Source organism: Thioalkalivibrio sp. ALE30, from assembly GCF_000377465.1.
Lineage (GTDB): Bacteria > Pseudomonadota > Gammaproteobacteria > Ectothiorhodospirales > Ectothiorhodospiraceae > Thioalkalivibrio.
In genome coordinates, this window is sequence record NZ_KB898169.1 from 135,591 (window position 1) to 157,500 (window position 21,910).

General features: G+C 66.3%; 24 protein-coding genes, 2 rRNA genes, 1 other RNA gene and 1 pseudogene (1 of these 28 running past the window's edge). 15 read left to right on the forward strand and 13 right to left on the reverse strand.

All coding sequences use genetic code 11. The annotated features are described in order from the left end of the window. The first annotated feature begins 67 nt into the window (after positions 1 to 67). The 6 genes from ffs (at position 68) to D107_RS0103715 (ending at position 4,281) form a co-directional block, all read left to right on the forward strand. An RNA gene (gene ffs, locus D107_RS13590) (signal recognition particle sRNA small type) lies at positions 68 to 164 on the forward strand. An 85-nt stretch (positions 165 to 249) separates the two neighbouring features. After that, positions 250 to 2,079, forward strand: a complete 1,830-nt coding sequence (gene dnaX / locus D107_RS0103695; protein WP_018880811.1) for a DNA polymerase III subunit gamma/tau — start codon at positions 250 to 252, stop codon at positions 2,077 to 2,079. A gap of 43 nt (positions 2,080 to 2,122) precedes the next feature. Next, positions 2,123 to 2,449 carry a YbaB/EbfC family nucleoid-associated protein gene (locus D107_RS0103700; protein WP_018866552.1) on the forward strand — a complete coding sequence of 109 codons (327 nt, stop codon included), beginning with the start codon at positions 2,123 to 2,125 and terminating at the stop codon, positions 2,447 to 2,449. A gap of 22 nt (positions 2,450 to 2,471) precedes the next feature. After that, positions 2,472 to 3,062: a recombination mediator RecR gene (gene recR, locus D107_RS0103705; protein ID WP_018876232.1), complete on the forward strand. Its 591-nt coding sequence runs from the start codon at positions 2,472 to 2,474 to the stop codon at positions 3,060 to 3,062. Between the two features lie 37 nt (positions 3,063 to 3,099). Continuing rightward, positions 3,100 to 3,444, forward strand: a complete 345-nt coding sequence (locus tag D107_RS0103710) for a histidine triad nucleotide-binding protein (protein WP_018866554.1) — start codon at positions 3,100 to 3,102, stop codon at positions 3,442 to 3,444. Between the two features lie 30 nt (positions 3,445 to 3,474). Next, positions 3,475 to 4,281, forward strand: a complete 807-nt coding sequence (locus D107_RS0103715) for a hypothetical protein (protein ID WP_369771469.1) — start codon at positions 3,475 to 3,477, stop codon at positions 4,279 to 4,281. A 232-nt stretch (positions 4,282 to 4,513) separates the two neighbouring features. On the opposite strand, the gene rsgA is transcribed toward D107_RS0103715, so the two are convergent. Genes rsgA through D107_RS0103730 form a run of 3 tightly spaced genes read right to left on the reverse strand, consistent with a single transcriptional unit; the run spans position 4,514 to position 6,080 of the window. Next, positions 4,514 to 5,410, reverse strand: a complete 897-nt coding sequence (gene rsgA, locus D107_RS0103720; protein WP_018877985.1) for a ribosome small subunit-dependent GTPase A — start codon at positions 5,408 to 5,410, stop codon at positions 4,514 to 4,516. 21 nt (positions 5,411 to 5,431) lie between these two features. Continuing rightward, on the reverse strand, positions 5,432 to 5,767 hold the full coding sequence (locus tag D107_RS0103725; RefSeq protein ID WP_018866557.1) for a 4a-hydroxytetrahydrobiopterin dehydratase: 336 nt from the start codon (positions 5,765 to 5,767) through the stop codon (positions 5,432 to 5,434). After that, positions 5,760 to 6,080 (reverse strand): cytochrome c, encoded by a 321-nt coding sequence (locus D107_RS0103730; protein ID WP_018866558.1) that lies wholly within the window; start codon positions 6,078 to 6,080, stop codon positions 5,760 to 5,762. The genes D107_RS0103725 and D107_RS0103730 overlap by 8 nt, the downstream gene beginning before the upstream one ends. A 127-nt stretch (positions 6,081 to 6,207) precedes the next feature. Here D107_RS0103730 and orn point away from each other — a divergent pair, with 127 nt between their 5' ends. Both orn and D107_RS14155 read left to right on the forward strand, forming a co-directional pair. After that, complete coding sequence (gene orn / locus D107_RS0103735; protein WP_018880812.1) at positions 6,208 to 6,771, forward strand: oligoribonuclease; 564 nt, start codon at positions 6,208 to 6,210, stop codon at positions 6,769 to 6,771. A 372-nt stretch (positions 6,772 to 7,143) separates the two neighbouring features. Beyond that, positions 7,144 to 7,364: pseudogene (locus D107_RS14155) on the forward strand (hypothetical protein). A gap of 300 nt (positions 7,365 to 7,664) precedes the next feature. Here D107_RS14155 and D107_RS0103740 read toward each other — a convergent pair. From D107_RS0103740 to D107_RS0103755, 4 genes are all read right to left on the reverse strand, one after another. Beyond that, positions 7,665 to 8,276, reverse strand: a complete 612-nt coding sequence (locus tag D107_RS0103740; protein WP_018876077.1) for a DUF3501 family protein — start codon at positions 8,274 to 8,276, stop codon at positions 7,665 to 7,667. A 47-nt stretch (positions 8,277 to 8,323) separates the two neighbouring features. Next, positions 8,324 to 8,629: an encapsulin-associated ferritin-like protein gene (locus D107_RS0103745; RefSeq protein WP_018142071.1), complete on the reverse strand. Its 306-nt coding sequence runs from the start codon at positions 8,627 to 8,629 to the stop codon at positions 8,324 to 8,326. 62 nt (positions 8,630 to 8,691) lie between these two features. Next, positions 8,692 to 10,044, reverse strand: a complete 1,353-nt coding sequence (locus tag D107_RS0103750; RefSeq protein ID WP_018865802.1) for a heterodisulfide reductase-related iron-sulfur binding cluster — start codon at positions 10,042 to 10,044, stop codon at positions 8,692 to 8,694. Positions 10,045 to 10,197: 153 nt separating this feature from the next. Beyond that, positions 10,198 to 10,617 (reverse strand): rubrerythrin family protein, encoded by a 420-nt coding sequence (locus D107_RS0103755; protein ID WP_017940769.1) that lies wholly within the window; start codon positions 10,615 to 10,617, stop codon positions 10,198 to 10,200. 235 nt (positions 10,618 to 10,852) lie between these two features. Here D107_RS0103755 and D107_RS0103760 point away from each other — a divergent pair, with 235 nt between their 5' ends. Genes D107_RS0103760 through queD form a run of 4 tightly spaced genes read left to right on the forward strand, consistent with a single transcriptional unit; the run spans position 10,853 to position 14,404 of the window. Further along, entirely contained in the window at positions 10,853 to 11,158 is a 306-nt protein-coding gene (locus tag D107_RS0103760; protein WP_017940770.1) for an exodeoxyribonuclease VII small subunit, read from the forward strand. Between the two features lie 10 nt (positions 11,159 to 11,168). Next, a complete protein-coding gene (ispA, locus tag D107_RS0103765) occupies positions 11,169 to 12,062 on the forward strand; it encodes a (2E,6E)-farnesyl diphosphate synthase (RefSeq protein ID WP_018877307.1) in 894 nt (297 codons plus the stop codon). Positions 12,063 to 12,076: 14 nt separating this feature from the next. Further along, complete coding sequence (gene dxs / locus D107_RS0103770) at positions 12,077 to 13,978, forward strand: 1-deoxy-D-xylulose-5-phosphate synthase (protein WP_026280390.1); 1,902 nt, start codon at positions 12,077 to 12,079, stop codon at positions 13,976 to 13,978. A 42-nt stretch (positions 13,979 to 14,020) separates the two neighbouring features. Next, a complete protein-coding gene (gene queD, locus D107_RS0103775) occupies positions 14,021 to 14,404 on the forward strand; it encodes a 6-carboxytetrahydropterin synthase QueD (protein ID WP_018880813.1) in 384 nt (127 codons plus the stop codon). A 322-nt stretch (positions 14,405 to 14,726) separates the two neighbouring features. Here the strand turns inward: queD and D107_RS0103780 are convergent, their stop codons facing one another. From D107_RS0103780 to D107_RS0103790, 3 genes are read right to left on the reverse strand one after another with little or no spacing between them, the layout of a single operon-like run. Then, positions 14,727 to 16,145 (reverse strand): PhoH family protein, encoded by a 1,419-nt coding sequence (locus D107_RS0103780; RefSeq protein WP_018876072.1) that lies wholly within the window; start codon positions 16,143 to 16,145, stop codon positions 14,727 to 14,729. A gap of 32 nt (positions 16,146 to 16,177) precedes the next feature. After that, positions 16,178 to 16,654, reverse strand: coding sequence for a peroxiredoxin (locus D107_RS0103785; RefSeq protein WP_018876071.1), 477 nt, complete (start codon positions 16,652 to 16,654; stop codon positions 16,178 to 16,180). 57 nt (positions 16,655 to 16,711) lie between these two features. Further along, positions 16,712 to 17,266: a glycine cleavage system protein R gene (locus D107_RS0103790; protein WP_018865808.1), complete on the reverse strand. Its 555-nt coding sequence runs from the start codon at positions 17,264 to 17,266 to the stop codon at positions 16,712 to 16,714. A gap of 228 nt (positions 17,267 to 17,494) precedes the next feature. On the opposite strand from D107_RS0103790, the gene dapA reads away from it, so the two are divergent. The 3 genes from dapA to D107_RS0103805 are packed head-to-tail and all read left to right on the forward strand — an operon-like array spanning position 17,495 to position 20,340. Further along, a complete protein-coding gene (dapA, locus tag D107_RS0103795) occupies positions 17,495 to 18,373 on the forward strand; it encodes a 4-hydroxy-tetrahydrodipicolinate synthase (RefSeq protein WP_018877304.1) in 879 nt (292 codons plus the stop codon). Between the two features lie 8 nt (positions 18,374 to 18,381). Further along, positions 18,382 to 19,548, forward strand: a complete 1,167-nt coding sequence (gene bamC / locus D107_RS0103800) for an outer membrane protein assembly factor BamC (protein ID WP_018876070.1) — start codon at positions 18,382 to 18,384, stop codon at positions 19,546 to 19,548. Between the two features lie 21 nt (positions 19,549 to 19,569). Continuing rightward, positions 19,570 to 20,340 (forward strand): MBL fold metallo-hydrolase, encoded by a 771-nt coding sequence (locus D107_RS0103805; protein ID WP_018880814.1) that lies wholly within the window; start codon positions 19,570 to 19,572, stop codon positions 20,338 to 20,340. A gap of 196 nt (positions 20,341 to 20,536) precedes the next feature. Here D107_RS0103805 and D107_RS0103810 read toward each other — a convergent pair whose 3' ends face one another. The 3 genes from D107_RS0103810 to D107_RS0103820 form a co-directional block, all read right to left on the reverse strand. After that, entirely contained in the window at positions 20,537 to 20,743 is a 207-nt protein-coding gene (locus D107_RS0103810) for a hypothetical protein (protein WP_026279164.1), read from the reverse strand. Between the two features lie 137 nt (positions 20,744 to 20,880). Further along, positions 20,881 to 20,996: ribosomal RNA gene (gene rrf, locus D107_RS0103815) — 5S ribosomal RNA — on the reverse strand. 111 nt (positions 20,997 to 21,107) lie between these two features. Next, positions 21,108 to 21,910: ribosomal RNA gene (locus tag D107_RS0103820) — 23S ribosomal RNA — on the reverse strand; it runs 2,076 nt beyond the window's last position.

Genomic DNA, 21,910 nt, shown 5'->3' on the forward strand with positions numbered 1-21,910 from the left:
CGGAAATGCGGAAGCTTGCCGCCCCGATTCGGAAACGCCGAATCGCGGACCGCGTTATGGTGGTCCGTATCAGTCCCCTCGCGACGACAGGCTGTGAACCCCGCCAGGCCCGGAAGGGAGCAACGGTAGCAGCTGCGTCGGGCGCCGGGGTGTGGCGGGTGCGGGCCACCACCCTATTTCCCTGCGGCCCGGACCCCTGCGGTGATGCCCGCACCCGGGCGTGCACATGACTCGATCGACGGGGGAGGCATGAGTCACCAGGTTCTGGCCCGCAAGTGGCGTCCCTCGCGCTTCGAGGACCTGGTCGGGCAGCCGCATGTGGTGCGCGCCCTGGCCAATGCCCTCAGCGGCGATCGGCTGCATCATGCCTACCTGTTTGCCGGGACCCGCGGGGTGGGCAAGACCACCATCGCCCGCATCCTCGCGCGCTGCCTGAATTGCGAGACCGGCGTGACCGCCACGCCCTGCGGCGAGTGCCGCTCCTGCGTCGAGATTGCCGAGGGTCGCCATCTGGACCTGATCGAGGTGGATGCCGCGTCGCGCACCCGGGTGGACGACACCCGCGAGCTGCTGGACAACGTCTCCTATGCGCCGACCACCGGGCGTTTCAAGGTGTACCTGATCGACGAGGTACACATGCTCTCCGAGAAGAGCTTCAACGCCCTGTTGAAGACGCTGGAAGAGCCGCCGGACCACGTGAAGTTCCTGCTGGCGACGACTGACCCGCAAAAACTGCCGGTCACCGTGCTGTCGCGCTGCCTGCAGTTCAACCTGAAGCCGATGCCGCCGGCGATGATCGCCGAGCACCTGACGCGCATCCTCGCCGCCGAGGGCGTGGAGGCGGAGCCGGGCGCGCTGCTGCGCCTGGGCGAGGCGGCCGAGGGCTCGATGCGCGATGCCTTGAGCCTGACCGACCAGGCGATTGCCTATGGCGGTGAACGCCTGAGCGAATCCGATGCCTGCGACATGCTCGGGCTGCTCCCGCGCACGCGCCTGGCCGGCTTGCTGGATGCCGTGTTTGCCGGGGACGGCCCCGGCCTGCTGGCGGGACTGGCGGAGCTGGATGCCCTGGGCCCCGACTGGTCGCGGCTGCTGGATGAACTGGCCGCGCTGGTGCATCAGGTGGCCGTCCAGCAGGTGGCCGGCACGGCTCCCGGGGCGGGCGAGGAGGCGCTCGTCTGGGCCCGGGAGGCCGCCGACCGGGTCGACCCGGAGACGATCCAGCTGGCCTATCAGATCCTGGTGCACGGTGTACGCGATCTGCCCTATGCCCCGGACGCGCGCATGGGCGTGGAGATGACCCTGTTGCGGCTGCTGGCCTTTCGGCCGGAGCCTGTTCCCGGGCCTGCGGGCGCGTCCGGTGATACCCCGCCGCGTCGGCCGGCCAGTACCGACGGGACCGCGTCGGCGCCGTCCACGCGCACCGCATCCCGGGCATCGGCGGCTTCCGCCAGTCCCCCGGCAACTGCCGCCGGCCCGACCGGGGGTGCCGGCGCCGCCAGCGCGCCGCCGTCACGCCCCCGTGAACAGGTGAACGAGCCGGCACCGCCGGTACCGCAGGCCGAAGCACCGGCCGGTCACACCGCGCCGCGTCAGGCGCGCGAGGCGTCGCCTTCCACGGCCGGCCCTTACGCGCCGGAGGCGGCTGCGCCGCCCGTCGCGGCGGATGGCGCTTTCGACTGGTACCGCTTCGCCGAGGGGCTGCCCATGGGCACGGTGCGCGAACTCGCCCGGCACGCCGAGCTGCGCGAGCATGACGCGGAACGCGTGGTGATTGCGGTGGCCCCGGGCACACTGTGTACCGATCGTGCCAAGGGCCGGCTGAAGGATGCGCTGGAGAACGCCCTGGGCCACAGCCTGCGCCTGGAGATCGTCAACCAGTCCGAGCCTTCCGGGGAGACCCCCGCGGCCCGGCTTGCGGCGGCCTCGGCGGAGCGTCAGGCTAGCGCCGAGACGGCCATGCGCGAGGACCCGGTGGTCCAGGCGCTGGGCGAGGAATTTGGCGCCGAACTGGGGGCCGTGCGGATTCGCGAACCCGGCGAGACCCCCTCGACCGGCGGTGCCACGCCAGACAAGTAACTGAACCAGAAACCGCCGCGTTGCGGGGCAGGAGATCGAACCGATGATGAAAGGTGGCATGGGCGGCCTGATGAAGCAGGCCCAGAAGATGCAGGAAGATATGCAGAAGGTGCAGGCCGAGCTGGCCGAGATGGAGATCGAGGGCCAGGCCGGTGGCGGGCTGGTCAGCGTGGTCCTGACCGGCAAGTACGCGGCGCGCCGGGTCAAGATCGACCCCAGCCTGTTCGAGGATGACCGCGACATGATCGAGGATCTGGTGGCCGCGGCCATCAACGACGCGGTGCAGAAGGTCGAGTCGACCACGCAGGAGCGCATGGGCAGCCTGACCGAGGGCATGGGCCTGCCGGCGGGCATGAAGCTGCCGTTCTGACCGGCCGGGTCGGACGCGTCTGATGGATGCGGAACTGGACGAGCTGGTCCAGGCGCTGCGCTGTCTCCCCGGGGTCGGGGCGAAATCGGCACGGCGCATGGCCCTGCACCTGCTGGAGCGCGACCGCGAGGGCGCGCGGCGCCTGTCGCGGGCGGTCGACGAGGCGGTCCAGCGTATCGGGCACTGTTCCGTCTGCCGCACGCTCACCGCGGCCGAAACCTGCAGCCGGTGTGCCGATCCGGAACGCGATTCGCGGGTGATCTGCGTGGTGGAAAGCCCCGGGGACGTGCTGGCGATCGAGTCGGCGACCGATTTCGGCGGGCGCTTTCATGTGCTCCTCGGGCGACTGTCCCCGCTGGACGGCATCGGCCCGGAAGAGCTGGGGCTGAACCGGCTGGAGGCGCGCCTGCAGGCCGAGGGCGTGGAAGAACTGATCCTGGCGACAAACACGTCGGTGGAGGGCGAGGTGACCGCCCATTACCTCGCGGAGATGGCGGCGCGCCACGGGGTGCGCACCACCCGGATTGCCCAGGGTATTCCCAGTGGTGGCGAACTGGAGTACATCGATGCCGGGACCCTGGCGCATGCGCTGTCGGGTCGGCGTGAATATTGATACGTGGTAATATTTTGACCGATACGGGAGTGGCGGCATGACCGATTGTGTGTTCTGCAGGATCGTGGCGGGGGAGATCCCGGCGAAGGTGGTCTTCGAGGACGACGCGGTGCTGGCCTTCGAAGACCTGAATCCGCAGGCCCCCGAACATGTGCTGGTGATCCCGAAAAAGCACATCGCCACGCTCAATGATCTGGACGCGGCCGACGCCCCGATCATCGGGCAGATGACCCGGGTGGCCGCGCAGATTGCACGCGATCGCGGATTTGCGGAAAACGGTTATCGAACCGTGATGAATTGCAACGAACACGGGGGCCAGACGGTCTACCATATACACATGCATGTCCTGGCCGGGCGTGCGCTGAGCTGGCCCCCGGGCTAGGCAAGAAGAACAACAATACGGATCACTGGTGTGACGCGACACGGACTGAACGGTGCAGCCCCGACGAACCCGCCTCAGGTGCAAGGCCTGGGGCGGGTTCGTCTGCGTGGGCCCCGTTCTTCGCTGGTCGCTGGAGTGCTGCTGGTCAGCGGGTTCGCGGTCGCAGCGGCGCCGGCCAGCGCGGACGACCGCTATTCGCTGCTCGCGTCGCCTCAGACGCAGGGGTTCGCGGGTCCGGATGCGGCGATCACCACGCTGCGCGGCGAACCGGAGACCGGTCGCGACAGCGATTCGCGCTACCGGCTGTCGGTCCGCAGTACCGGGGATGCCTCGATCCTCGACGATACCGACAATGCCTTCGCCAGCACGCGCCAGTTCGAGGCGGTGGGCGGTTACCACCAGGAGCTGGGCGGTGGTTTTGGCTACGGCCTGAATCTGGGGCTGGGCATGGAGACCCGGCCGGACTGGAACGACCTCGGCCCCGCCAGCGAGTCCACCGCGTATTTCACCGACTTCAGCTTCGGTCCGACCTTTGCCTCCGGTCGCTTCGACAGCCAGTTCCGGGTGGGGGTGCGCCAGCCCCTGTCCAGCGAGGCCCGTGACCTGGGCTTTGGCTATGGCACGCGCTATCGCGAGACGGGCCGTACTGCCGGCTACCTGAGCCTGGACGGCCGCCTGCGCCTGCAGAACCAGTCCGAGCTCTCCCTGAGCCTGTACTACGACGACTATTCGCTGAACTCGGCGGACAACTGGCTGGCCGATCGCCTCGAGTTCGAGGGTGCAAGCCGCGAGCCGACCTCCTCCGTCATCGGCGTCGAGATGGGCCTGACCTTCTGATCCCGGCCCCCGCCGCGACACCCTCCCACTGCTAGTCCGAAAAAACACTTCAAGAGCGTTAACAGGAAGTTGGGAAGGCTGGAAGAAATGCCCGTTTTAATGCGCTGAGCGGCGCCGGGGTCGTTCGCAGGGCTTACTCGAACAAGCGGTTTTTAATCCCTTTCCCTTCCAGTCTTCCCTTCTTCCTGTAAACCGATTTTTTGGTTTTCTTGTGCGCTACGTGGTGGAACCGTTACCCGCGGGCGCGGGTCTGGGCGGGGATTTCGGCGGCGAGTTCGTGCCAGGCCTGCAGGCGCTCCGCGGGGAGTTCGCCGGCGTCGATGGCGGCGCGAACCGCACAGCCCGGTTCGGTCTGGTGGCGACAGTCGCGAAAGCGGCAGGCCACCGCCCGTTCCGCGATGTCCGGGAAGCCGCGCTCCAGGGTATCCAGTGACGGGATCTCGGGCGTGAAGTCGCGCACGCCGGGCGAGTCGATCCAGGCACCCCCGTTGGCGAGCGGGTACCACTGCGCGGTGACCGTGGTATGGCGGCCCTCGCCGGAGGCGGCGAGATCGCCGGTGGCCGGCGCTATGGCGTCGGCGATCCCGTATTGATCGAGCAGGGCGGCCACCAGCGAGGACTTTCCGACGCCGGACTGACCAACCAGGATGTTGGTGTGCCCGGCGGCGGCCGCCGCCAGTTCGTCCAGCCCATACCCCGTCCTGGCGGAGACGTACAGCGGATCGAGATCCAGTTCGCGATAGGCGGCCAGCCACTCGGGGGGCTCGGCGGGGCCGGTGTCCTGCTTGTTCACCAGCAGGCGCGGGCGCGCGGGGAGGTTCAGGATCGCGACCAGAAAGCGGTCAATCAGGTTACGCGACGGGGCGGGTTCCGGCGCGATCACGATCCATACGCAGTCGATGTTGGCGGCAATCACCTTGCGTCGCCCGAACCCGTCCCGCCGGACCAGGACGTTGTCGCGATCGAGCTGGCGCGCAACCTGTTCTCCCGCGGCGTCCAGCTCCACGCGGTCGCCACAGGCGAGGTCGCGGAAGCGCCGGTGCAGCCGCAGGCGTCGCGGCGGCTCGTGGTCCACCGCGATGTCGGCCATCTGGTTGTGGCGGGCGAAGACCCGGGCGACCCGGCTCAAGCCGGGACTCCCGGGCGGGGGTTACTCGAACAGGGCATCGATACGCGCGGCACAGATGAAGTCGTTCTCGCTCAGGCCGCCGATGGCATGGGTCGAGAATTCCACCGCGCAGCGGTTGAAGCCGACGGCCATGTCGGGATGGTGATCCTCGACATGGGCAATCCAGGCCACGGCGTTCACGAAGGCCATGGTCTCGTGGAAGTTCTTGAACTTGAAACTGCGCTGGATGCTCTTGCCGGCCTCGTCGATGCCCCAGCCGTCATGCAGTTGCTTAAGGGCGCGCTCCGCGTCCTCCCGCGGCATCGGGTCGGTGAAGCCCTCGCAGGACTGGCAGTGCTTGCTCTTGAGATCACTCATCGAACTGGTAGTACTCCGCGTTGAGATAGGCGACCACGGCGTTGACTTCGTCGTCGAACCAGTTGGTGCCAAGGTTGACGTTGCAGTTGTTGACCTGGGCGACCAGTTCGTCGTGCGAGCCGACCATGCGGTTGTCGCGGGTGTACAGCCCGGAGCCGTCGCCCCCGACCATGTCGGCATGGCAACTGATGCAGTTGTCGCTGTGCAGGTCCTGTCCCACGCGGATGTCGTCGGCCAGGGCCGTGCTCGCGCCGCCCAGGCTCAGCGCGAGCACGGTCGCGGCGGTGGCAATGCTGGTATGGGTATGTCGCATGCTTCCCTCCTTGTGGCGGGGGTTTGGGCCCGTGGTCACGAGCCCTGCAACCATGATGATAGACTCCTGCGACAGATGAAAGGGCAGCCAGCATGCAGGCGTGGGCTGTCCGCCAAGGAGGCACAAGATGGCCGTGAATGCCGAGAACCTGGTCTGGATCGACCTCGAAATGACGGGGCTGGAGCCGCAGACCGACCGAATCCTGGAGGTGGCCACCATTGTCACCGACAAGGAACTGAACATCCTCGCCGAGGGGCCGGTCATCGCGATCTACCAGCCGGCGGAGGTCCTGGAGGCGATGGACGAGTGGAACCAGCGCACCCACGGGACCTCGGGGCTGATCGAGCGTGTGCGCAACAGTTCGTCGGAGACCCGGGATGCGGAACAGGCGACCCTGGAGTTCCTGGCGCAGTACGTGCCGAAGGGGGCCTCGCCGATGTGCGGCAATTCGATTTGCCAGGATCGGCGCTTCATGGCGCGGTTGATGCCGGAGCTGGAGCAGTACTTCCACTACCGCAATCTGGATGTCTCGACGCTGAAGGAGCTCGCGCGGCGCTGGGCGCCGGACGTGATTGCGCAGCTGCGCAAGAATGCTTCGCACCAGGCGCTGCAGGATATCCGCGACTCGATCGACGAACTCCGCCTGTATCGCGAGCGCTTTATCCAGCTGCCGCCGGCCTCGCAGCACTGATCTGCGAAGTTTGCGGGGGCTTCGTTCGGCCGCCTGCCTTGTAGTGGCTGGGCCTGGTTCGGCATCGGGTGTTTACGGTGGCTTCGGTCCGCCGCCTGCCCGGCGCTGACTCGCCAGCGCGCCGCGAGGTACTTCTTTGCTCGTGCAAAGAAGTACCCAAGAAACACGCCCGACTGCCGCGACCCCGGCCCGCTGTGCGGGCCGGGGCTGCCCTCGCTCCGAGGCTTTTCGCGGGCGGCGCTGAACTCGCTACGCTGCGCTTCGCTCAGACATCCAGCGCCTCTGATCCCGCGAAAACCCTCTCCGCTCGGCGCGACGACAACGGGGGGCTCAAGGTCAAGACAACGGCCATTCGCAGGTTCGTGGTAATGGATGAAGGCTGGGTCTTCTGGCATCTGGGCACGCTCGGCCTGCGGCCATGGCGTGCCGCGCCCGCGTAGCGGGCGCCGGGGGCTTTCGGGTGGCGGTGCCTATGGTTAGGAGTAAGGGTGGGGATACGGTAGGTTTTGACCTTCGCCTCCCGTATGGAGCCCCTCGCGGAGGGCGTGATGGGCCGGCCCGTTTTCCATAAATTCGGGGCGCTGGATGTCTGAGCGGAGCCGCAGGCGCAGCGAGTTCAGCGCCGCCGGCCCGAGAGCCCTGGAGCAAGGTTCCCGGGCGAAATCCGGGTGCCCTTCTTTGGGTCCTTTCTTGGGCAAGCAAGAAAGGACCTCGGGGCGCGCTGGCGAGTCAGCGCCGGGCAGTATGTGGACCGGAACCACCGTAAACACCAAGCGACGATCCAGGGCCAGCCACCACGAGGCAGGCGGCCAGACGAAGCCACAGTCCGGCATGCGCCGGAAACGAAAAAGGCGCCCGGAGGCGCCTTTCGTGAAGCGGGCATAGGGACCGCGTCAGTTGACGGCATCGAGGTCGGCCGCGAGCGACTCGCGCGTGCCCTCGGCGACGGCGTCCAGCCGGTGGCTGTAGTTCTCGTGCTCCACCCCCACGGCAATGGCCGCACCGGACTTCGCTGCGGAGACCATCTCCGGGGTCAGCTCGAAGCGCAGGAAGTGCACCGAGGAGGTCTTGTCGTCGGTCTCGCGATCCAGGTCCTCGTTCGCGATCGGGTAGACCTTGTCGTGGCCTTCGACCTGCACGTAGGTCTTGCGCTCGATCCCGATCAGCTTGGACAGCTGTACCTTGCGCTCGTCCACGTCCGGATACTCGACCATCATGGTCGCCTTCCAGTTGGAGCCATCCGGGATCAGCGGATTGTAGGCGTCGAGCTCGTCCTGGATGCCCTCGGCATCGAAGATCTTCTCGACCCGCAGCATCTCCTGGATCTGGTACTGCATGGTCTTGCGATCCTCGAAATGCAGGGTCACCGCCGGACCCACCTGCACCACACGATCCCGCTTGTGCTGCATCACCTCGCTGCGGAACTGGGGGCGTACCTCGTGGTACTTCTCCAGCGAATACAGGTCTTCACGACTCAGCTTATCCACACTTGCCTCCATCTGCATCTCGATACCTCCGTCTCATCGGACTGGCCCGCCAGGACCGGCACCCCTCAGTGATCGTGGTGGTGCCCCGTCTTCGTGTAGTCCTTGTCGGACCAGAGGTTGTCTTTCAGTTCGTGGTCGAATACCGGGTTATGGCGCCGGATCCACTCCAGCACCATCGCAGCGTGTTCGATCTCCTCATCGCGGTTGTGCGCGAGGATCGCCTTGAGCTCCTCGTCCTTGCAGCCGTCGATGCGCTGCTGGTACCAGTCCACCGCCTCGAGTTCCTCCATCAGCGAGACGATCGCACGGTGCATTTCGCGCGACTCGTCGCTCAGTTCTTCGACGGGTTCGTGGTAGCTGTCACTGGCCATGTCTTTTCTCCATTCCCGGGCGCGTCTTCCGCCCGTGTCGCGTCCTGTGGGTCGAGCGGCGGCTACAGGCCGTAGGCCTGGCGCAGCAGGGTCAGCGGGTGCTCGGGCGCCTTGTCCTCGCCCTTGCCCTGCAACCCGTTTTCGATCATGTGGCCGGCCATCGGGCAGTCGCTCGAGTAATGATCCGACTCGGCCTTCTGCACGCGGCTGACCACCGGGCGGCAGATCTTGCTGGCCGTTTCATAGAATTCGCTCTTCACGCCATAGGTACCGTCGTGCCCGGAGCAGCGTTCGATGACGTCGATCTCGGTATCCGGCACCAGCTTCAGCAGGTCACGGGTCTTGAGCCCCATGTTCTGCACCCGCAGGTGGCAGGCGGCGTGGTAGGCAATCTTGCCGAGCTTTTCGGGGAAGTCGGTGTTGAGCTTGCCGTCCTTGTGCCGCTCCATCAGGTACTCGAACGGGTCGAAGATGCGGTCGCGCACCGCGATCACGTCGGCGTCGTCCGGAAACATCAGCGGCAGTTCCTGCTTGAACATCAGCACGCAGGACGGCACCGGGGCGACGATGTCGTAGCCCTGGTCGATCATGCGCTTCATCGCCGGGATGTTGGCGTCCTTGGAGGCCTCCACCGACTTCAGGTCGCCCAGCTCCAGCTTGGGCATGCCGCAGCACTGTTCCTTGTCGACCAGGGTGACTTCGATGCCGTTGTGTTCGAAGACCTTGACCAGGTCCTCGACCAGATGCGGCTCGTTGTAGTTGCCGTAGCAGGTCGCATAGAGGGCGACCTTGCCCTGGGTGGCGCCGGCTGGCTCGGGGTTGCTGACCCCCTTCGCGGCCTTCGCGAGGCGCGAACGCCCCTTTTTCGAGTGGTATTCGGGGACCGGGGCATCCGGGTGCACGCCCATGGTCTTGTCGAGCATCTTGCGCACGGCACCGTTCTTGTTCGCGGCGTTGACCGCGCCGGCGACCACCGGGATACCCGCCAGCTTGCCGACGGTGTCGGTGCTGGACATCAACTTGTGCGAGGTCTTCGCGCCCTCGTTCTGGAAACGAAAGGCCTTGGCCCGAAGCATCAGGTGCGGGAAGTCCACATTCCATTCGTGCGGGGGCACGTAGGGGCACTTGGTCAGGTAGCACAGATCACACAGATAGCAGTGATCGACGACCTGCCAGTAATCCTTCTTGTCGACCCCGTCGACCTCCAGGGTCTCGGATTCGTCGACCAGGTCGAACAGGGTGGGAAAGGAGTTGCACAGGCTTACGCAGCGACGGCAGCCGTGACAGATATCAAAGACCCGCTCGAGTTCGCTGAACAGCGATTCCTCGTTGTAAAACTCGGGGTTCTTCCAGTCCAGCGGATGACGGGTCGGGGCTTCGAGACTTCCTTCACGTTGGTGCGTCGGCGCAGACATGCATCCCTCCGGTGTCCGTATCAGTACGATGCTTCGGGGGAAACACGGAACAACATGCGGGCCCGGCCGTCAGGCACCGCCCACAGGCTGTTCCGTGTCTCCCGGAAAACGGGGCCGGTAACCGGCCCCGCATACTTCCCAGGCAGGAGACGATCAGTCGTCCAGCTGGTCCAGCGCCTTCTGGAAGCGGTTGGCGTGGGAACGCTCAGCCTTGGCCAGGGTTTCGAACCAGTCGGCGACTTCGTCGAAGCCTTCGTCGCGCGCGGTCTTGGCCATGCCCGGGTACATGTCGGTGTACTCGTGGGTCTCGCCAGCCACGGCGGTCTTCAGGTTCGCGGAGGTGGAACCGAATTCCAGGCCGGTGGCCGGGTCGCCGCAGCTCTCGAGGTATTCGAGGTGGCCGTGGGCGTGGCCGGTTTCGCCTTCCGCGGTGGAACGGAACACGGTGGCCACGTCGTTGTAGCCTTCGACGTCCGCCTTGGAAGCGAAGTACAGGTAACGGCGATTGGCCATCGATTCGCCGGCAAAGGCCTCTTTCAGGGCTTCTTCGGTCTTGCTGCCTTTCAGATCCATGGTGCTCTCCTTCTCTCTATGGGTTCTACACAACCACAGGAATGCCTGTGCAGACGGCGGTTTAGACTGGGTCTAAACTGTACGAAAACTCTAGTCCGCGCCCGGTTCAGTGTCAACCGGAAGCCCTCCGCATCATGGGGGCGTCTGTCCCATAATCAAGGGCGGACCGGCGGTACGTCTTTCCTCGCCGCAGCGGATCGGATACTTTCTCACCTTTTCGACCCGGTGATCCATCATGACCGACCCTTCCAGCGCCGACAGCCCGGCGGAATTCGAAGCCAGCCTGGAAGCCCTGGAGGCCCTGGTTGCCCGGATGGAGTCCGGCGAGCTGGGCCTGGAGCAGTCGCTGGGCGAATTCCAGCGCGGCATGGAACTCGTCAACCGCTGTCAGCGCGCCCTCGACGATGCTCAGCGCCGCATCGAGGCCCTGGCACAAGAAACACCGGCGGACGCCTCTGCCCAGAATGACCACGGCGGGAACACGAACGTTCCCCGGACAGCGGAGCCGAACGACAGCACGGATCCCGATGTCCCGTTCTAGCGAAACGCCGTTGACCGCCATCGATGCCGAACAGGCCCTGTCCCACTACCAGCAGCGCATCGAGGCCGTTCTCGACCGCCACCTGGCCGTAGACGGCGCGCCGGACACGCGCCTGATCGAGGCCATGCGCTACGCCACACTGTCTGGGGGCAAACGCCTGCGCCCGGTACTGGTGTACGCGGCCGGACGGACCACCGCCGCCCCGGACGTGGCCCTGGACGCAATGGCCGCGGCCGTGGAGATGATCCACGTCTACTCCCTGATCCACGACGACCTGCCGGCGATGGACGATGACGACCTGCGTCGTGGCCGCCCCACCTGCCACAAGGCCTTCGACGAGGCCACGGCCATTCTGGCCGGGGACGCCCTGCAGGCGCTGGCCTTCGACGTGCTGACCGGCGGCGTGGCGGAACTGCCCGGGGCGACAGGACTGCACGCCGTGCGCGAACTGGCGGGGGCGGCCGGCCTGCACGGCATGGCCGGCGGTCAGGCGATCGACCTCGGCGCCTGCGGCCAGCCCATCGACCTGCCGGAGCTGGAGCGCATGCACCGGCTCAAGACGGGTGCCCTGATCCGCGCCTCGGTCCGGCTGGGCGCCCTGGCGGGCACACCGGACCCCGAGGCGCTGGGGCGACTGACGCGCTATGCCGAATGCATCGGCCTGGCGTTCCAGATCCGCGACGACGTACTCGACGTCGAGGGCGACCCCGAGGTCCTGGGCAAGGCCTGCGGTGCGGACGCCCGGCTGCACAAGCCCACCTTCCCCTCGCTGCAGGGCCTGGAGGCCTCGCGCGAACGCGCAGTGGCCCTGGTCGACGAGGCCCTGGCCGAGCTGCAACCCTTCGGCCAGGAGGCGGACTTGCTTCGCTTCCTCGCGCGCTACATCGTCGACCGCATGAACTGAACCGGCCCGCACCGATGACCCCAACCCCCTTGCTGGATGCAATCCAATGGCCCGCCGACCTGCGGGAGCGCCCGGCCTCGGAACTCGCCGGGGTCGCCGGCGAGCTGCGCCAGTTCCTGATCGAGAGCGTCTCGCGCACCGGTGGGCACCTGGCCGCCAACCTGGGGACCGTGGAGCTCGCGATCGCGTTGCACTACGCCTTCGACACCCCCGACGACCGCATCGTCTGGGACGTGGGGCATCAGGCCTACGCCCACAAGATCCTGACCGGGCGCCGGGAAGGGATGGCCGGTCTGCGCCAGTATGGCGGCCTGGCCGGCTTCCCCAAGCGCTCGGAGAGTGAATACGACGCCTTCGGGGCCGGCCACTCCAGCACCTCCATCAGTGCCGCGGCCGGCATGGCCCTGGCCGCGAAGCACGCCGGGCTGGACCGCCGCCACGTGGCGGTGATCGGCGACGGCGCGATGACCGCCGGGATGGCCTTCGAGGCGCTCAACCACATCGGCGACCTCGACTGCAATCTGCTGGTCATCCTGAACGACAACGACATGTCGATCTCGCCCAACGTCGGCGCGCTCAATCAGTACTTCACGCGGTTGCTGTCGGGCCCGCTGTACAGCTCGGTACGCGAGGGTTCCAAGCGCATGCTGGAATTCGTCCCGCCGATGAAGGCCTTCGCCCAGCGCGCCGAGGAACACATGAAGGGCATGTTCGTGCCCGGCACCCTGTTCGAGGAGCTGGGTTTTCGCTACTTCGGCCCGGTGGACGGACACGACGTCAACGGTCTGGTCTCGATCCTGAAGAACCTGCGCACCACTCAGGGCCCGCAACTGCTGCATGTGGTCACCCGCAAGGGCCAGGGCTACGCACCGGCCGAGGAAGACCCCTGCCGCTACCACGGCGTGTCCAAGTTCGAGCCGGCCAATGGCCTGGCCCCCGCGGCCCCGAAGGCGCCCACCTACACCGACATCTTCAGCCAGTGGTTGTGCGATCAGGCGGCGGCCGACGAGCGCCTGCTGGGTATTACGCCGGCGATGCGCGAGGGCTCCGGCCTGGTCGCCTTCTCCGAGCAGTTTCCGCAACGCTATTTCGATGTCGGAATCGCCGAACAGCACGCGGTGACCCTGGCCGCCGGCATGGCCTGCGAGGGCCAGAAGCCCGTGGTCGCGATCTATTCGACGTTCCTGCAGCGGGCCATGGACCAGGTAATCCATGATGTCGCCCTGCAGAATCTCCCGGTGCTGTTCGCGGTGGACCGTGCCGGGATCGTGGGCGCCGACGGCCCGACCCATGCCGGCACCTTCGACACCGCACTGCTGCGCACGGTCCCCAACATGCTGCTGATGGCTCCCGCGAACGAACGGGAGTGCCGCCAGATGCTGTCCACCGGCTACGCCCACGAGGGTCCGGCGGCGGTGCGCTACCCGCGCGGCGGCGGGCCCGGCGAGCTGCCGGACGGTGGCCCCGAAGACCTGGAGACCCTGCCGGTCGGCCGTGCCGAGGTCGTGCGCGAGGGCCGGGGCCTGGCGATCCTCAGCTTCGGCGCACTGCTGGACACCGCCCTGGCCGCCGGCGAGGCGCTGGACGCCACCGTGGTGAACATGCGTTTCATCAAACCGCTGGATACCGACGTGCTCACGCGACTGGCCGCCAGCCACGACGGCTTCGTGACCCTCGAGGACCACGCCCGTGCCGGAGGCGCCGGCAGCGCGGTACTGGAATGGCTGTCCGCCGAGGGCCTGACCCTGCCCTGCCAGGTCCTGGGCATCCCGGACGTCTTCACCGAACACGGCTCGCGCGAGCAGATCCTGGCCGACTGCGGTCTCGACACCGCCGGCGTTCTGGCCGCGATTCGCCACGCATCCAGGCAGGAGAATTGCGCGGAAGACGGCGGCCGGCTAGGCTTCGCGGGCTGACAAAACCCCGGCCGGTCGACGGCCGCTCGCCCGGAAAAGATCATGAGTGCCCGCTACACCCTCCGCGTCCTGACCGACTTTGCCTCCGCGCATACCCTGCGCGATTACCCGGGGCAGTGCGCGAACATGCACGGGCACAACTGGAAGGTGGAGGCCGAGGTCCAGGCCGAGACCCTGGACGACGCCGGCATGGCGGTGGACTTCAAGGTGGTCAAGACCGCAGTGCGCGAGATCGCCGGGCAGCTGGATCATCGCTATCTGAACGATGTCCCGCCGTTCGACACGGTCAACCCGACCGCCGAGAACATCGCGCAGTGGTTCTTCCGCCAGATGGCGGAACGCCTGAACCGCCCGGGCCTGCGCATGCATGCCCTGACCCTGTGGGAGACCGACCGCGCCTGCGTACGCTACAGCGAGGACGGCTGAGCCGACCCATCGGCGCCAGCACAGGCACCGTCATTGCGAGGAGCCGAAGGCGACGCGGCAACCTGCGTCCGAAACCAGCAGACCCCGTCACCGCGCCAGCCACCAGAGAGTGCCGCAGCCCCTGTCACGGCCTCGCAACGACACGGACTCGTATCGTCATCGCGAGGAGGGAAGCGACGTGGCGAACTCCGTCCGGAACCATCTGCTTCCATAGCTGGCTACCCACCAGGTTCCGGAGGTTGCCGCGGCCCCTGCGGGGCGTCGCAATGACGGTGCCCGTTTCCCGCTCCGTTGCCGCCCCCGGGCGTGCCTTACCCACCGTCTACAGATGATTCGAGGCGTAGTCCGCCAGCCGCGAGCGCTCGCCGCGGGTCAGTGTGATATGCCCGCTGTGGGTCCAGTTGCGGAAGCGGTCCACCACGTAGGTCAGGCCCGACGAGGTCTCGGTCAGGTACGGGGTGTCGATCTGCGCGATGTTGCCCAGCGCCACCACCTTGGTGCCCGGTCCGGCGCGGGTGATCAGGGTCTTCATCTGCTTCGAGGTCAGGTTCTGCGCCTCGTCCAGGATGATGTAGCGATTGAGGAAGGTGCGTCCGCGCATGAAATTCAGCGAGCGGATCTTGATGCGGCTGGTCAGCACGTCGTTGGTGGCCGCACGGCCCCATTCCCCGGCGCCCTCGGACTTGGACAACACCTCCAGGTTGTCCATCAGCGCCCCCATCCAGGGTGTCATCTTCTCTTCCTCGGTCCCGGGCAGGAATCCGATGTCCTCTCCCACCGGGACCGTGACCCGGGTCATGATGATCTCCTTGTAGGTGTTGTCCTCCAGCGTCTGCGCGAGGCCGGCGGCCAGGGTCAGCAGGGTCTTGCCGGTACCAGCGGCGCCCAGCAGGGAGACGAAATCCACCTCGGGATCCATCAGCAGGTTGAGTGCGTAGTTCTGTTCGCGATTGCGGGCATTGATGCCCCAGACGCTGTGACGCGGGGTCATGTAGTCGTCAACCAGCTCGATCACCGCGGACTCGTTCGGCTGGTCGATCTCCAGCACGATCGCGGATAGCGGGTTCTCCCCCTCGCGGTAGACGAACTGGTTGGGCTGCCACTCGCTGACCAGCGGCCCGGTCACGCGATAGTAGGTACGCCCGGATTCCTGCCAGGAGTCCATCCTGGTGCCGTGCGTCTCCCAGAAATCCGCCGGCAGCTCGGTCATGCCCGAGAACAGCAGGCTGACATCGTCCAGCACCTGGTCGTTGTAATAGTCCTCCGCGTGCAGGCCGATCACCGCGGCCTTGATGCGCAGGTTGATGTCCTTGGATACCAGCGTGACCGGGGTATCGGGGTATTCCGACTTCAGCGCCTGGGCGGTGGCGAGGATGTCGTTGTCGGCCGAGGACCCCGGCAGGGAGGCCGGCAGGCTGGCGTTGAGATTGCGGGTCTGGAAGAACAGGCGGCCGCTGGGTGCGAACGTCGATTCGCTGAGGGAGTCGGCCTGCAGGGGCAGCCCGGCGGCGATCTGTTCGTGCTGCGCGCCGGTGGTGAGTTCGTCGATGAAGCGCGAGACCTGGCGCACGTTGCGCGCGACCTCGGAAACCCCCTTCTTGCCGCGATCCAGCTCCTCGAGCACGACCATGGGCAGGAAGATGTCGTGTTCCTTGAACCGGAACAGCGCCGTGGGGTCGTGCATCAGGACATTGGTGTCCAGGACAAACAGGCGTTTCGGATCCTGGTCGGTCGCGTTCATGGCACCTCCGGAACGGGGGTAGGGTAAGGGGGTCAGCTCCCCGCGAGTTCGCGCACCGCCGCGAGGACCTCGTCCACGTGGCCCGGCACTTTCACCTTGCGCCACTCCTTGCGCAGCACGCCGTCGGCATCGATCAGGAAGGTGGAGCGCTCGATGCCGCGCACCTGCTTGCCATACATGTTTTTCATCTTGATGACATCGAAGGCATTGCACAGCGTCTCGTCGCCATCGCTCAACAAGTCGAACGGCAGTTCCTGCTTGGTACGGAAGTTCTCGTGGCTCTTCACGCTGTCGCGCGACACACCCAGGATCACGGCGCCGGCCTCCTGGAAGGCATCCAGGCTGGCGGCAAAGTCGCGGCTCTCGTTGGTGCAGCCCGGCGTGTTGTCCTTGGGGTAGAAGTAGAGGACCACGATCCGGCCCTGGAAGTCGGCCGGGCCCAGGGTCTGGTCGCCGGTCGCCGGGACGCGCAGGTCAGCGGGGACGGGTTGGTTGATTGCGATGCTCATCAGGCGTTGCTCCTTGATTCGTGGGTCTCGAAGCGGAAGGCCGCGTGCCCGGCGGCTTCAGGCCTTGATCGGGTCCAGCACGCCATCCACGTTCAGTTCGTCACAGAAATCCATGAATTCGCCGCGGAGACTGGCGAGGTGCTGCCCGGCGGGGATATCCACCACCATGTTGGCCGCGAACATGCGCGCCCCGGTCTGCTGGGCAATGTAGACCCGGGTCTGAACGTCGCGCAGATTGACCCCGCGGCTGGTGAAGAAATCGGCGAGGGCATTCAGCAGGCCCGGCGCATCCAGGGCTACCGCATCCACGGCATACGGCATGGCGGCCTCGGCGCGCTCCTCCAGTGGCCCGCGGCGTGCCACCACCACCAGCCCCATCTCGGCTTCGAGCCGTTCCAGACGCGATTCCAGCGTGCCGAGGGTCTTCCAGTTGCCGCTGGCACTGAGCGCCATGCAGCAGTACCCGCCCACGACCGTGATCCGGCTCGATTCGAGATTGCAGCCTGTATCCACGATCACGCGGGTCACGCTGGAGACCAGACCCGGCTGGTCGGGCCCGATCAGGTTAAGGATCAGGTGGGTATGGGCACCCGTGCCGACCACTTCAGCCATGCGGCACCCGCCGGCGGCGTGCGGGAACGGGGGCGCGCCATTCCCGGGAGGGACTCGGCATGAAAGCGACAACAGGCATGATGGCTCGCAACATACCACCTTGCCCGGGCGGCGCCAACGGCGTCGCGCCGCGCGAAACCGGGCATCGGTGGCATGCCGGCCGCGGGAATCTTGAATGCCTTGTCACCCGCCCGTTAGACTGCACCATTCCCGATGTTGGAGGAGTCGATGTTTCAAGGCAGCATGGTCGCACTGGCGACCCCGATGCACGCGGACGGCAGCCTGGACTGGCCGGCGCTGGATCGGCTCCTGGAATTCCACATCGAGGCCGGCACCGATGCCATTGTCGCGGTCGGCACCACCGGCGAATCCGCGACCCTCGATTTCGACGAACACTGCGAGGCGATTGCCCACACGGTGAAGACCGTGGCCGGGCGCCTCCCGGTGATCGCGGGCACCGGCGCGAACTCCACGCGCGAGGCCATCGCGCTGACCCGTTGCGCGAAGGAAGGTGGCGCGGACGCCTGCCTGCTGGTGTCCCCGTATTACAACAAGCCGACTCAGGAAGGCCTCTACCTGCATCACAAGGCCATCGCCGAGGCCGTCGACATCCCGCAGATCCTGTACAACGTCCCCGGCCGGACCGCGGTGGATCTGCTGCCCGAAACCGTGGAACGCCTGGCCGACATCCCGAACATCATCGGGATCAAGGAGGCCACGGCGAGTAACGAGCGGACCGCCGAACTGGTCGCGCGGGTCGGCAACCGCATGGACCTGTACAGCGGCGATGACGGCAACGGACTCGCCTTCCTGCTGGCGGGTGGCCACGGGATCATCTCGGTCACCGCGAATGTCGCCCCCCGTCTGATGGCGGCCATGTGCCGCGCCGTCCGCGAAGGCCGACCGGACGAGGCGCGCGCGATCAACCGCCAGCTGGACGGCCTGCATTCCGCGCTGTTCCTCGAGGCCAACCCGATTCCGGTCAAGTGGGCACTGCATCGCATGGGACTCATGGAGGACGGTATCCGTCTCCCCCTGACTCCGCTGTCCGAACCCTTCCATGCGCCGGTCCTGGACGCCATGCGCCAGGCCGGCATAGAGGTCTGAACCCCGACATGAAACACTCCGCCCCGCTCCGCCGCCGCGCGACGCGCACCGCCCTTGCCCTGGCCACGAGCCTCGCCATCGCCGGGTGTTCCACCTCGGGCGACCGCCAGAGCGGTCCCCAGTACGAAATGAGCCGGCAGATGGACAATCTCGAAGTCCCGCCGGACCTCATCGCCCCCGACAGCGAGCGCGCCTACCGCATCCCGGATGCGCCGGGCGAGCGCGTCAGCGCCCGCGAGATGCAGCAGGACTCCCAGGCCCGTCAGCAGCAGCGCCAGCCGGCCGACACCACCGCACCGGTGCAGACCGACGCCCGCGTCCTCCCCGAGTCCGCCGAGGTCCAGCTGATGCGCGAAGGCAGCGTCCGCTGGCTCAGCGTCGAGGCGCGCCCGGAGGAACTGTGGGATCGCCTTGCCGCCTTCTGGGACAGCCAGAATCTGCGCCTGGAACGCAACGAACCCCAGGTCGGCATCATGGAGACGGAATGGGCCGAGGACCGTGCCGGCATCCCGCTCCGGGGCAGTCAGAACATCTTCGCGCGGGCCCTTGGGAACGTATACGACGCCAACACCCGGGACAAGTACCGGCTTCGCGTCGAACGCGACAACGGGCACTCCGCGATCTACATATCCCACCGGGGCGCGTCCGAGGAGCCCGAGGGCGAAACCTGGCGCTGGGCCATGCGGCCCTCTGACCCGGAACTGGAAGCCGAGATGCTCAATCGCCTTCGCGTCTTCCTTGCCACCGGCGAAATGCCGGAAGGCAGCGCCCGGGTCGCCGAGACCATCGGGGACCGCCCGACCGAACTGCACCAGACGGAACTCGAAGGCCAGCCCGTGCTGGTCATTGGCAGCGCCTTCGACCGGATGTGGGCGCAAATGGGGACGCTCCTGGATCGCGCCGGGCTGCTGGTGGACGAGCAGGATCGTGACACCGGGACCTTCGAGGTGACCTATCGCCCCGACGTGGTCGGCGAAGGCGAAAGCGGCGGGTTCTTCAGTCGCATCTTCGGTCGCGGCGGAGACCGTCGCGAGAACGAACGCTACCAGGTCCGCCTGACCGACGTGGGCGACGGCGACCTCCGCATCGAGGCCCGTGATATCGACGGGGACCCCCTCCGGCGTCGCGATGCGGAATTCGTGCTGGACCGCATCGAACAGCAGATTCTCCGTTAATCCCTCCGCGGTGCCGACGCGATGATCCGCTTCTGCTCCCTCGGCAGCGGCAGCGCCGGAAATGCCCTGGTCGTGGAGATCGGGGCGACCCGTCTCCTTGTCGACTGCGGCTTCTCTGTCCAGGAACTCGAACGCCGCCTGGCCCGGGTCGATCTTGCACCCCGCGACCTGACCGCCGTCCTGATCACCCACGAGCATACGGACCACATCGGCGCCGCGGGCCCGCTGTCCCGGCGGTACGACCTCACCGTTTTCACCAGCCCGGGCACCCGCCTGGCGGCCCGCGACGATGGCTTCGCACACGTCCAGGAGATCCAGGCCGACGCCCCGCTGGACATCGACGACGCCTGGGTCTGCCCCTTCACCGTGCCCCACGACTCGCGCGAGCCCACTCAGTTCGCCTTCTCCGACGGAGACCACCGACTGGTGCTGATGACCGATGCCGGGCATATCTCGCCCCATATGGTCGCGATGGCGAGTGGCGCGGATGCCCTCTTGCTGGAGTGCAACCACGACCCAGCCATGCTCGCCGCCGGGCGTTATCCCGCATCCCTGAAGCGCCGCATCGGCGGGGGCTACGGGCACCTACCCAATCATGCCGCCACCGAGCTGCTGCGCAACATCGACCAGTCCCGCCTCCGGCACGTCATCGGGATGCATCTCTCAACCGACAACAACGATGAGGCGCTTGCCCGAACGGCCCTCGCAGACGGGCTCGGCTGTACCCCCTCCGACGTCGATATCGCAACCCAGGACCAGGGCTTCGGCTGGCGCACCACCGCACCCGCCTGACACGCGACCTGGCCTGACGCACCCGGGCTGGACTGGCCGAACATCCCTCCCGCGGCATCACGCCCGCAGTCGCCCGACCGCAGGGCCCACTTCCGCATCGACTGAGGACACAGCGCGCTCTTACCCCGCCCAGGCCAGATCGACTACACCGCCCGTATCCGCCGCGCTCAGTCGGCAACCTCTGAACAGACCGTTTTTAGCGCCGCGATTCCCGCAGGAAATAGAGCCCGCCAATAACAAACGCCACCCCGATAATCATTGCCAGCGGTCCGCCGAATCCCGCGCCTTCCCTTGGCGCAATCGGCGTAAACGCCAGCTGGCCGCCGAAAATTGCGTAGAGCCCGATCCCGAGCAGTACAAGCCCTACGATCACCAGCCCACCATCGGTCCTTTTTCCTCGCACAATACCTCCCCGCCTGCTGTGGCCAAGTGCCGCACCCGCCACAACGAGCATCGCGTTACCTTGTATCCAAGCCTGCCTCGAAAGCGCCCATAAAAAAAGCCCGACCCCCATGACTGGGAATCGGGCTTCGGATTAATGCCTGGCGGTGACCTACTCTCACATGGGGAGGCCCCACACTACCATCGGCGCAGAGCAGTTTCACTTCCGAGTTCGGGATGGGATCGGGTGGTTCCTACTCGCTATTGCCGCCAGACAAACTGGCCAGATAACCCGGCTTGTGCCGAGTCGTCTGAATTCGGAATGCATTCTAGGCTTGTGTACTTGGTGATGTGTCAGACGAGACCACCAACACTTTGGGTGTTATATGGTCAAGCCGCACGGGCAATTAGTACTGGTTAGCTACACGCGTTACCGCGCTTCCACACCCAGCCTATCAACGTTGTAGTCTTCAACGGCCCTACAGGGACCTCGAGGGTCCAGGGAGATCTCATCTTCAGGTGGGTTTCCCGCTTAGATGCTTTCAGCGGTTATCCCTTCCGCACTTAGCTACCCGGCAGTGCCACTGGCGTGACAACCGGAACACCAGAGGTGCGTCCATCCCGGTCCTCTCGTACTAAGGACAGATCCTGTCAAATCTCCGACGCCCACGGCAGATAGGGACCGAACTGTCTCACGACGTTCTAAACCCAGCTCGCGTACCACTTTAAATGGCGAACAGCCATACCCTTGGGACCTGCTTCAGCCCCAGGATGTGATGAGCCGACATCGAGGTGCCAAACACTGCCGTCGATATGGACTCTTGGGCAGTATCAGCCTGTTATCCCCGGAGTACCTTTTATCCGTTGAGCGATGGCCCTTCCATACAGAACCACCGGATCACTAAGACCTGCTTTCGCACCTGCTCGACGTGTCTGTCTCGCAGTTAAGCACCCTTATGCCTTTGCACTCGTCGCGCGATTTCCGACCGCGCTGAGGGTACCTTCGCACTCCTCCGTTACTCTTTGGGAGGAGACCGCCCCAGTCAAACTACCCACCACACACGGTCCCCGACCTGGATTACAGGCCTGGGTTAGAACTCCAAACTTGCCAGGGTGGTATTTCAAGGTTGGCTCCACCGAGACTGGCGTCCCGGCTTCAAAGCCTCCCACCTATCCTACACAAACAAGC